Below are 11349 nucleotides of genomic sequence, written 5' to 3' on the forward strand. Positions count from 1 at the left end.
GTAACAATGGCAGTGCGGTACACGGTGATACGGCTAACGGCACCGGGGTGGAGGTGGCCCCGAATGCCGCGCTCACTGGCGGTGGAACGGATGATCCGCTGGCCGTAACCGGTAATGCCACGGGCGAAAATGGTTCCGGGGTGCAGCTGGACGGCAATAATATCCTCGATAACACCACGCTGGCGGGGAATGCCACTGACGGCACCGGGGTGGATATCGATGGTCCGCTGACCAACAAAGGCAATACCACGGTGGACGGCAAAGCCACCGGCGGTGAGGGGGTGGAACTGAGTGGGCCAGTCACGAACGGCACGGTGAACGGCACCTCAGACACCGGCTCTGGCATCAAAGTGGACGGCGATACCCAGCTCGATAACGCCACGCTGAACGGCAACAGCCCGGACGGCAAGGGGGTGGAGATCGCCGCTAACCTGACCGGTAACAATGGCAGTGCGGTACACGGTGATACGGCTAACGGCACCGGGGTGGAGGTGGCCCCGAATGCCGCGCTCACTGGCGGTGGAACGGATGATCCGCTGGCCGTAACCGGTAATGCCACGGGCGAGAAAGGCACCGGGGTGCAGCTGGAGGGCAATAACACGCTGGATAACACCACGCTGGCAGGGAATGCCACTGACGGCACCGGAGTCGATATTGACGGCCCGCTAACCAACAAAGGCAATACCACTCTTGACGGCAACGCGGATAAAGGCGATGGCGTCAATCTGAACGGCGCGATCGCGGGCGGCACTGTCAACGGTACTTCGGATACGGGAAGCGGTATTAAGGTGGACGGCGATACCCAACTGGATAACGCCACACTGAACGGCAACAGCCCGGACGGTAAAGGGGTTGAGGTTGCCGGTAATCTGACCGGTAACAATGGCAGCGCGGTGCACGGTGACACCACCAACGGCACCGGGGTGGAGGTGGGTGAAAATGCCACTCTGCATGGCGGTGGAACGGATGATCCGCTTAACGTGACTGGCAACGCGACAGGTGAGAAAGGCACCGGGGTGCAGCTGGAGGGCAATAATACGCTGGATAACACCACGCTGGCGGGGAATGCCACCGACGGCACCGGGGTGGATATCGACGGCCCGCTGACCAACCAGGGCAATACCACGGTGGACGGTAAAGCGGATAAAGGCGATGGCGTCGATCTGAACGGGGCGATTGCCGGTGGGGTGATTAACGGCACTTCAGACAGCGGCTCTGGCATCAAAGTGGACGGCGATACCCAACTGGATAACACCACGCTGAACGGCAACAGCCCGGACGGCAAGGGGGTTGAGGTTGCCGGTAATCTGACCGGTAACAATGGCAGCGCGGTGCACGGTGACACCACCAACGGTACCGGGGTGGAGGTGGGTGAAAATGCCACTCTGCATGGCGGTGGAACGGATGATCCGCTTAACGTGACCGGCAACGCGACAGGTGAGAAAGGCACCGGGGTGCAGCTGGAGGGCAATAATACGCTGGATAACACCACGCTGGCGGGGAATGCCACCGACGGCACCGGGGTGGATATCGACGGCCCACTGACCAACCAGGGCAATACCACGCTCGATGGCAAAGCGGATAAAGGCGATGGCGTCGATCTGAACGGGGCGATTGCCGGTGGGGTGATTAACGGCACCTCAGACACCGGCTCTGGCATCAAAGTGGACGGCGATACCCAACTGGATAACACCACGCTGAACGGCAACAGCCCGGACGGCAAGGGGGTTGAGATCGCCGGTAATCTCACCGGCAATAACAATAGCGCAGTGAATGGCAACACCACTAACGGCATTGGTGTGGATGTGGGTGAAAATGCCACCCTGAATGGCGGCGGGCCGGATGACCCACTCAATATCAATGGCAATGCCAGCGGTGAAAAAGGCACCGGGGTGCAACTGGACGGTAACAACACCCTCGAGAACACCACCATAAAGGGTAACTCTACCGATGGGCATGGTGTGGAGATCAACGGCCCGATAACCAATAACGGTAATACTACCATTGAGGGGAATGCCTCTAACAATGGCCATGGAGTACATATTGATGGCCCGGTCAGTGGTGGTGTAATAAACGGTAATTCAGGCAATAACCACGGCGTTTTCCTCGATGATGATGCATTGATAACTGACATTGTGGTTGGCGGGAATACCGGCTCAGATAAGCCACCAGTGTTTATCACCCTGCCGGATAACATTGGTGAAAATGTGACGATTAATGGCCAACCGGTAGATAAAAATAGTTTTGGCGGTAAATCAAGAGAGAGAACTCTCTCTGAAGCGATAATGGAACCTCGAGAGGCTGTTAAACGTGGCTCGTTATTAATGACACGAAGCCAGATGCTTAGCTCTTTAGAACAACAAACTTTACCGCCGTCTATCGTGACCGAATATGAGCATGATATCGCGGACAATATCAGCGTTGCAGTGTGTATCCCTGAGCAGGTCACCACAGAGGATATGACTAAGCAGCACGTCAAGCCTGAGCGTGAACTGTGTGATACCCATGTTCTAGGTAAGTGGAGACCCCTGACGAAGGCAGCAGATCAGAAATAACGAACTGTTTCACTCACTCAATCTACTAGATAAGTTGTGATGTCGAAGTGACAAGGAGAGCTGGAAATGGTGGAAAAAACGGTTGAATTAGCACCAGCGGTAGAGAAGTCGACAACCTTTTCGTTACCTTATTTCGAGTTTATAGTATGTGTGCGGCGCTATGAGGAGGCGGGGCGATTGCTGATATTGATGTTGGAGCAATTGGACACCCAATATGGTCGCTGGGAGGTTTTTTCACTAAAACAACACTCAATACAACAGCAGGAGCATTATTGTAATCGCTTGGCAGCCGCTATTGGCAACCTGCTGTCTGATCCCGGATTTGTACTATCCGATAAAGGTTTCTTACAACTAATTAATTTCCACCGCTGGATTGCTTTGATATTTGCCGCATCACCTTTTGGTCATGCGGATCATGTGATTACCAACCTGAATCAAGCAGGGGAGGGATGTGCTCATCCTCTGCGTTTTGAGCATAATAATTTTCTGAAATTTTGCCTGATGTATTTACCCGAATCAGGTATTCCGCTTCAGCCGGATTTATTGTGGAAATTTAATCCCCAAGCGGCAGCTGCCCTGTTTCTGGCACTATTATCGCCACGCATTTTACCCAGCGTGGCCGGGCATGCAAAACGTGAGCTTCTGCTGGACTGGTTACCTGAAAAACTCTTAACCCTGGAAAGCCTTGAGCACCTGCCTGAACGTATCCTGCATGATGTTTATATGCATTGCAGTTATGCTGATATGGCACAAAAGCACGCCATAAAACGCAGTATCAATTTTCATTTGCGTAACACACTGCTCCATAAAGGGCTATCTGATAATGACTTGTCACCGCCATCACGCACGAAGCCATTAATGTTAGTTATCTTAGAATGGTTTAACAGCGGTCATTCAATTTATCGGACGCATTCCAGTACCTTACGCGCGGCCCGTGAGCAGTTTTATACTCACGGAGTCACCATTGTTGAGGCAACTGACGCCATCACTCGGAAGGTTTTTGATGATTTCACAGAGGTGAGTCGAGCGGGGGCGGTTGAGACTATTGTGGCATTAGCGCAGAAACTGCGGCCGGACGTAATTTATTTCCCCAGTGTTGGCATGTTCCCACTCACTATTGCATTAACTAATTTGCGGTTGGCCCCCTTGCAAGTGATGGCATTGGGGCACCCCGCGACCACCCATTCTGACTATATCGATGCGGTTTTAGTCGAAGAGGATTATCTGGGGGATATTGCGTGTTTCTCCGAAAAGGTTGTTGCATTACCCAAAGATTGTCTACCTTACGTGCCACCCGCCAATATCAATCAGCCGGAACCCATATCTCATTTTGATGAGCGGCCAGCGGTGCATATTGCTGTTTGTGCATCCGCGATGAAAATTAATCCACGCTTTTTAGCCACTTGTGCTGAAATTGGCCAACAAGTATCAACGCCGGTGGTATTTCACTTTCTGGTGGGTTTCTGTTGGGGTATCACCCATCGAGTGATGGAAAAGGCGATTAATGACATTGTTCCTCAAGCTAAAATCTATGAACACTTGGGGTATATGGATTATTTGCAGGTGATTAATCAGTGTGATCTATTTATCAATCCCTTTCCTTTTGGCAACACCAATGGCATCGTCGATACCGTGCGCCAGGGGCTGCCCGGCGTGTGTCTGAGTGGAGCTGAAGTCCACGAGCATATCGATGAGGGGTTATTCCGCCGTCTGGGATTAGACGAAGAGTTAATTGCTCATGATTTGTCTGAATATATCGCGGTGACCGTGCGGCTGATTACCGATAAAGAATGGCGGAATCATTTACGCGAACGACTATTACAAATTCAACCGGATAACGTGTTATTCACCGGCAAACCTGAGCAGTTCGGGGTGATTGTTCGTGATTTACTGGATGACTGTTCGTCATTTAGATGATTGTCTTGCTGGATGAAGATGATAAAAAAGCCTCCAGTGACTGGAGGCTTAGTTTTTAGCACTAGACAGTTTTTAGCGTTAGATACTGACATCAATAAGGTTAATACCCTTATGCCGCTTCAGTATGTCGCTGTTTCGCCGGCTGTTTTGCTACGGGCTGGGCCGCCAGTGCATCCGCTTCGAATTCATCGACATTAATCGAGCGCAGACGGCTATTTTCTGCTTTAGTCAGTATTGCGGCTTCTTCGGCATTGATTTTCCCTTCAGCCAGCGCGCGTTTAGCGAGCTTATCCAAGCGGGTAAATGGCAAGCTCTTGCCTGCTTCTTTACTCAGGCGCTTATGAATCGGCTCTGCTGCAATCACATCCTGCAATGCCGCTTCCAGTAAACCAACCGGGTTAAATTCGCTCGGTGTCAGATATTGACCACGACCAATACGGCTGCGGGTGGCTGACGGTATTTGCAACAATTGCGCCAATTGGTGATCCAGATGGTCTGATGGAGCCTGATGAGTGCGCCCTAATGGGAAGACAACAAACCGCATTAATCCGGCAATAAAGCCATTCGGGAAGTTGCGCAGTAAATCATCCAGCGCTTGTTCCGCCTGATTCAGCGCATCCTGTACCCCCCAATGCACCAGCGGCAAATCTTCTTTCTGGCGACCTTCATCCTCATAGCGTTTCAATGTGGCGGAGGCCAGATACATTTGACTAAGAATATCCCCCAAACGGGCAGAAATACGTTCGCGACGCTTCAAACTGCCGCCCAGCACACCCATCGAGACATCAGACAACAAGGCCAGGTTGGCGCTCAAGCGGTTCAGATGCTGGTAATAACGACGAGTACTGTCTTTGGTCGGGGTAGCACTGGTGCGGCCATGGGTCAGCCCCAGCCAGAAACTGCGAACTTTGTTGCCCCCCACATGGCCCAAATGGCCAAACAGTGCTTTATCAAAAGCGGCAACATCATTCGATTGCGCCGCCGCCATTTCATCCAGTACAAACGGATGGCAGCGGATAGCACCCTGGCCGAAGATAATCATACTGCGGGTCAGGATATTCGCGCCTTCCACGGTGATACCAATGGGGGCACCTTGATAACCACGGGCGACAAAGTTGGCAGGGCCAAGGCAGATACCTTTCCCACCCGCGATATCCATCGCATCCATTACCGCGCGTTGACCACGATGGGTACAGTGGTATTTAACAATGGCAGATAACACCGCCGGCTTCTCACCCAGCATAATGCCGCTGGTAATCAAGGTGGCTGCGGCATCCATCACATAGGCGTTACCGGCAATACGTGCCAGCGGCTCTTCAATCCCTTCCATTTTACCGATTGAGATTTTGAACTGACGGCGAATATAAGCATAAGCGCCAATACCCATCGCCACACTTTTCAAGCTGCCTGTGGCATTGGATGGCAAGGTAATGCCCCGCCCTACGGACAGACACTCCACCAGCATCCGCCAGCCCTGACCGGCCATTTTTGGCCCGCCAATAATGTAATCAATCGGTACAAAGATATCGTTACCGCGGGTGGGGCCATTTTGGAACGGCACGTTCAGCGGGAAGTGGCGATGGCCTATCTCCACCCCTGGGGTGTTGGTTGGGATAAGAGCACAGGTAATCCCCAAATCAACCGTCTCACCCAGCAGATGCTCAGGGTCAGACAATTTGAAAGCCAGCCCCAGTACCGTGGCGATTGGCGCAAGGGTGATATAGCGTTTGTTCCAGGTCAGGCGCATGCCCAGCACCTGTTTGCCTTGCCATTCACCCATACAAACTGTGCCAGTATCCGGGATGGCACCGGCATCTGAACCGGCTTCTGGGCTGGTCAGGGCGAAACAAGGAATCTCGTCACCACGGGCTAAACCTGGTAAATAATGATTTTTTTGCTCTTCAGTCCCGTAATGTTGCAGTAACTCTCCGGGGCCGAGGGAGTTGGGTACGCCGACGGTGATAGCCAATATGCCCGACACACCGGACAGTTTTTGCAGTACCCGCGCCTGAGCATAGGCGGAGAACTCAAGGCCGCCGTACTCTTTCTTAATGATCATCGCAAAGAAGCGATTCTCTTTCAGATAGGCCCACAGCTCTGGCGGCAGGTCAGCCAACTCATGGGTAATCTGGAAATCATTCGCCATACGACAGGCTTCTTCGACTGGCCCATCAATAAAAGCTTGTTCTTCTGCGGTTAATTGCGGTTTTGGATAGTTGTGCAATTTTTTCCAGTCTGGTTGGCCCTGGAATAAATCGCCTTCCCACCAAGTGGTTCCCGCATCAATGGCTTCTTTTTCTGTGCGAGACATGGCCGGCATGACTTTACGGAACATGCGCAGTGCTGGGGCTGAAAACAGGGATTGGCGCAGTGGGGTCAGTGTCAGAGGCAGCAGAACAATCACCAATGGCAGTAATGCCCAGTATGACCATAGCTGTGCCGCCCCCATCGCGGCGGTATAAACCACAAGAATCAAACTACTGAGGTACAGGTTCACCCGGTGATAGAACAGCACACCAATAAGAACCAGCAAGGCAACAATGCTTAGAACCATCATAATGAAGCTCCTGAGATGTAGGAGGTCTGACCTGTTGAGTGATACATTTGTTGTAGTTCATCTCATTATTTTTATCAATAACATTACATCTTATTTACAACTCATCTCACAAATTGGTCGCACTAACCGCTAAAACTGTTTTGGCTAATGCAAAACTGTACTGGCTAATTCATCACAGCGCTTCTCGCAGTTTATGCTATCCGGTACACTGGTGCAGGAAGAATAATGATGCCATAGGACTATAAAGAGGCTCCCATGTACCACGATTTAATCCGCAGTGAACTGAATGAAGCAGCAGATACACTGGCAAACTTTTTGAAAGATGATGACAATATCGATGCTATTCAGCGCGCAGCCGTATTACTGGCTGATTCTTTTAAAGCGGGCGGTAAAGTATTGTCATGCGGTAATGGCGGTTCCCATTGTGATGCTATGCATTTTGCCGAAGAACTGACCGGTCGTTACCGCGAAAACCGCCCAGGCTATCCGGCAATTGCGATTTCAGATGTCAGCCATATCTCTTGTGTCAGTAATGATTTTGGTTATGACTATATTTTCTCTCGCTATGTTGAAGCTGTAGGCCGTGAAGGGGATGTATTGTTAGGCATTTCCACTTCAGGTAATTCAGGTAATATCATTAAAGCCATTGAAGCTGCACGTGCCAAAGGCATGAAAGTCATCACTCTGACAGGTAAAGATGGCGGCAAAATGGCGGGTTCTGCGGATATCGAAATTCGGGTCCCTCATTTTGGCTATGCAGACCGTATTCAAGAAATTCATATTAAAGTGATTCATATCTTGATTCAGTTAATTGAAAAAGAGATGGTTAAAGCTTGATGTGCTGAGGTGATCAACGATAGTCGTTATCTCGTTGGTCACCTTGAGATTGTTTGAACGATAAGGTTATTGAAGCCATATTAGGTGCGCGGAGGAATATATGTGCGAATTGCTCGGGATGAGCGCAAATGTTCCGACGGATATTTGCTTTAGCTTTACCGGCCTGGTGCAACGAGGCGGGGGAACTGGCCCACATAAAGATGGCTGGGGGATTACCTTTTATGAAGGTAATGGCTGTCGCACGTTTAAAGATCCCCAACCCAGTTTTAATTCACCCATTGCCCGATTGGTACAAGATTATCCGATTAAATCCTGTGCGGTGGTTTCCCATATCCGTCAGGCAAACCGCGGCGAAGTGGCATTAGAAAATACCCATCCTTTTACCCGTGAAATGTGGGGACGAAACTGGACTTATGCCCATAACGGCCAACTTAAAGGTTATCGTCAATTAGATACCGGAACTTTCCGGCCTATCGGTCAAACAGACAGTGAATATGCTTTCTGCTGGTTACTGAATCAACTGGCAAAACGCTACCCGCGCACACCGAGCAATTGGCCCGCAGTGTTTCGCTATATTGGTACTTTGTGCGAGCAATTGCGCGCCAAAGGGGTGTTTAATATGTTGCTCTCGGATGGGCGTTTTGTGATGGCGTTCTGTTCGACCAATTTATATTGGATAACGCGCCGTGCACCTTTTGGTAAAGCGACGTTGCTGGATAGGGATGTTGAAATTGACTTTCAACGCCAGACCACACCTCAAGATGTGGTCACGGTGATCGCCACCCAGCCTCTAACCGGTAATGAAACCTGGCACAAAATTGCACCAGGTGAGTTTGCATTATTCTGTTTTGGCGAGCGTATTTGATTTAATCAGTGCGTCCGATTTTGTCAGGGCGTACTGCGATGCTGGTGCACTGGAGGTTGGCGGGCGGCTAAGAACATACTGCCCGTTGACCACGGAAACTGAAGGCGGCATCCGGTTCTTGGCAAAATACTCGTAGCCCGGCTGCAATTGACGCCAGAAGTTATAATCCGAAGAGTTACGGTGACGTTGCATATTTTGTTCAGTCATGCGGAAGGGATAGATACTGATATCCACTTTTTCCTGACCAAAGATAAATGCTGTTTGCACGTAGTTAAATATCTCGTCCATATAGGCATCAGTCATGGCATAACAGCCGATTGATTTGCAAGCGCCATGGATCATCAGATATTTCCCTGAATAACCTTGCGACTTATCATAATCATTTGGGAAACCAATATTGATGGCGCGATAAAACTTACTGTCGGGTTTTAAATGGCGCATATCAATAGTGTAAAAACCTTCCGGACTCTTAAAATCCCCTTCACGGCGTTTTGGGCCAAGCCCACCCGAGAATTCACAGATACGATAGCTTTGTACCAAACGATACTCACCTTGTAACCTGGCATATAATTCCAGAGTACGTTCTTCTTTGAAGATTTGAATATAGACCGATGACCCGAGTAATTGCTGTTTTAGCTCTTTGGATACCGCCACAGGCTCACTGGCTGAGCTGGTGAAGGAGACCGCAGGCAAACAAATTATCATCGCAAACATTATCGTCACGAATGACGGCGCGATTTTGCCCATTCTTATTCCTACTTATATTTATAGATGCCACTGACTTTTCTGATTTATAGGCGCAGATTATCAGCCAGAAAATTTTTAGCAATATATGTTTTGTATAAAATAAATACAAAATCGGTAAAGATGAATTAACAACACGATTTTACCGAATATATACAAAATTTAGCTGTAAATTATTGGTGTTTGCTTGACACAGGTCACTGCATTTGTCAGACAGTGCTGGGTGGCAAATGCTAAAATTGCCCTCTACGGATGAATGGCCCAATTAATCGCCACTCTCATTATTTTTGCTGCGACACCATTTAATATCGATATTTGCAATAGTATCTGAGACTCATTTAGTTAGTATTGATGTTCGTCTAATTGACTCAGTATTAAAGCGCCGTTTAACTGAACCATGAAAGTATCTTCTCTTTGTATGGCTGTACACTCTGGGTTAGTACAGCATTTGATATAACTAATAAAGTAGTTCAACTCTATGATTAAAATAAAGAAAGGACTAGATCTCCCCATCGCTGGAGCACCTGCACAAGTAATAGAAGAGGGGCCAACAATTCATCAGGTGGCTTTGCTCGGTGAAGAATATGTCGGGATGCGGCCCTCAATGTTGGTCCAGGAAGGTGATTGGGTAAAGAAAGGCCAGGCGCTATTTGAGGATAAAAAGAATCCAGGTGTGATATTCACCGCCCCCGCGAGTGGCAAAGTCAGTGCCATTAATCGTGGTGAGCGGCGAGTTTTACAATCTGTGGTAATTGAAATTGATGGGGACGAGCAAATCCCGTTTGAACATTATGACGTTTCTTCTCTCAATCAACTGAGTGATGAACAAGTGCAGCGCCACTTGCTGGCATCGGGTTTATGGACAGCGCTGCGCACCCGCCCTTTTAGCAAAATCCCTATTCCTAATAGCCGTCCACGGGCCATTTTTGTCAGCGCCATGGATACCCAACCGCTGGCTGCTGACCCGCAAGTGATTATCGCGACCGAATCTGATGCATTCAATCATGGCTTAACCATATTGGCCCGTTTGACCGAGGGGAAAGTGCATGTTTGTCATGCGCCGGGGCAGGCCGTTGCCAGCCATCAGAACGCGCAGGTCACTTACAATGAGTTCTCTGGCCCACATCCGGCTGGTCTGGTAGGAACTCATATTCATTTTCTTGAGCCGGTCAGTCTCAACAAAACTGTCTGGCATGTGGGCTATCAGGATGTGATTGCCATCGGTAAATTATTGACTCGTGGTGAGTTATGGACTGATCGTATCGTCGCACTGGCTGGGCCGCAGGTCGAACAGCCAGTTTTACTGCGCACTCGCCTCGGGGCCAGTTTATCTGAACTGACTGCCGGTCGACTGAAAGAGGGCGATAACCGCATTATCTCCGGTTCCGTGCTCAGCGGTACTGCTTTCTCCGCCACTCATGGCTATCTCGGGCGTTTCCATCACCAAGTGTCTGTCATCCGCGAAGGGCGAGAAAAAGAGCTATTCGGTTGGGTGATGCCGGGGCGTGATAAATATTCGATTACTCGCACCACGTTGGGCCATTTCTTCAAGCACAAGTTGTTTGCTTTCTCCACTGATATGCAGGGTGGGGAGCGCGCGATGGTGCCGATTGGTAACTATGAGCGCGTTATGCCACTGGATATTTTGGCCACTCATTTGCTGCGTGATCTGTTAGCTGGCGATACCGACAGCGCCGTAGCGCTCGGATGTCTGGAATTGGATGAAGAAGATTTGGCTCTGTGTACCTTTGTCTGCCCCGGTAAGTATGAATATGGGCCGGTATTGCGCGACATACTGACCAAGATTGAGCAGGAAGGATAACCGATGGGCCTGAAAAGTTTTCTTGAGAAAATAGAGCACCACTTTGAAGCCG

General features: G+C 49.9%; 7 protein-coding genes. 5 read left to right on the forward strand and 2 right to left on the reverse strand.

Annotated features, from left to right (window positions below; translation table 11 throughout):
- Together ACNSO8_RS06185 and ACNSO8_RS06190 are read left to right on the forward strand one after the other, a co-directional pair.
- Window positions 1-2555 (forward strand): beta strand repeat-containing protein (locus tag ACNSO8_RS06185; RefSeq protein ID WP_418394131.1); only part of this gene is annotated, 2555 nt, incomplete at its 5' end.
- Between the two features lie 66 nt (window positions 2556-2621).
- Window positions 2622-4472, forward strand: coding sequence for a glycosyltransferase (locus tag ACNSO8_RS06190; protein ID WP_418394132.1), 1851 nt, complete (start codon window positions 2622-2624; stop codon window positions 4470-4472).
- Window positions 4473-4581: 109 nt separating this feature from the next.
- Here the strand turns inward: ACNSO8_RS06190 and fadE are convergent, their stop codons facing one another.
- Complete coding sequence (fadE, locus tag ACNSO8_RS06195) at window positions 4582-7029, reverse strand: acyl-CoA dehydrogenase FadE (protein ID WP_418394133.1); 2448 nt, start codon at window positions 7027-7029, stop codon at window positions 4582-4584.
- A 255-nt stretch (window positions 7030-7284) separates the two neighbouring features.
- Between fadE and lpcA the strand changes: the two genes are divergently transcribed.
- Entirely contained in the window at window positions 7285-7866 is a 582-nt protein-coding gene (lpcA, locus tag ACNSO8_RS06200) for a D-sedoheptulose 7-phosphate isomerase (RefSeq protein ID WP_418394134.1), read from the forward strand.
- 100 nt (window positions 7867-7966) lie between these two features.
- The gene (locus ACNSO8_RS06205) at window positions 7967-8731 is read left to right on the forward strand and encodes a class II glutamine amidotransferase (RefSeq protein WP_418394135.1); all 765 of its coding nucleotides are present in this window, start codon (window positions 7967-7969) and stop codon (window positions 8729-8731) included.
- Here ACNSO8_RS06205 and dpaA read toward each other — a convergent pair.
- The gene (dpaA, locus tag ACNSO8_RS06210; RefSeq protein WP_418394136.1) at window positions 8705-9478 is read right to left on the reverse strand and encodes a peptidoglycan meso-diaminopimelic acid protein amidase; all 774 of its coding nucleotides are present in this window, start codon (window positions 9476-9478) and stop codon (window positions 8705-8707) included. The genes ACNSO8_RS06205 and dpaA overlap by 27 nt on opposite strands.
- A 475-nt stretch (window positions 9479-9953) precedes the next feature.
- Between dpaA and ACNSO8_RS06215 the strand changes: the two genes are divergently transcribed.
- The gene (locus tag ACNSO8_RS06215) at window positions 9954-11297 is read left to right on the forward strand and encodes a Na(+)-translocating NADH-quinone reductase subunit A (RefSeq protein WP_418394137.1); all 1344 of its coding nucleotides are present in this window, start codon (window positions 9954-9956) and stop codon (window positions 11295-11297) included.
- Window positions 11298-11349: the final 52 nt, after the last annotated feature.

The organism is Yersinia sp. LJYL362, from assembly GCF_048323875.1.

Coding starts and splice junctions, on each gene's coding strand:
- ACNSO8_RS06215 (WP_418394137.1), top strand. CDS start 9,954: ATGATTAAAATAAAGAAAGGACTAGATCTCCCCATCGCTGGAGCACCT.
- dpaA (WP_418394136.1), bottom strand. CDS start 9,478: ATGGGCAAAATCGCGCCGTCATTCGTGACGATAATGTTTGCGATGATA.
- ACNSO8_RS06190 (WP_418394132.1), top strand. CDS start 2,622: ATGGTGGAAAAAACGGTTGAATTAGCACCAGCGGTAGAGAAGTCGACA.
- ACNSO8_RS06205 (WP_418394135.1), top strand. CDS start 7,967: ATGTGCGAATTGCTCGGGATGAGCGCAAATGTTCCGACGGATATTTGC.
- fadE (WP_418394133.1), bottom strand. CDS start 7,029: ATGATGGTTCTAAGCATTGTTGCCTTGCTGGTTCTTATTGGTGTGCTG.
- lpcA (WP_418394134.1), top strand. CDS start 7,285: ATGTACCACGATTTAATCCGCAGTGAACTGAATGAAGCAGCAGATACA.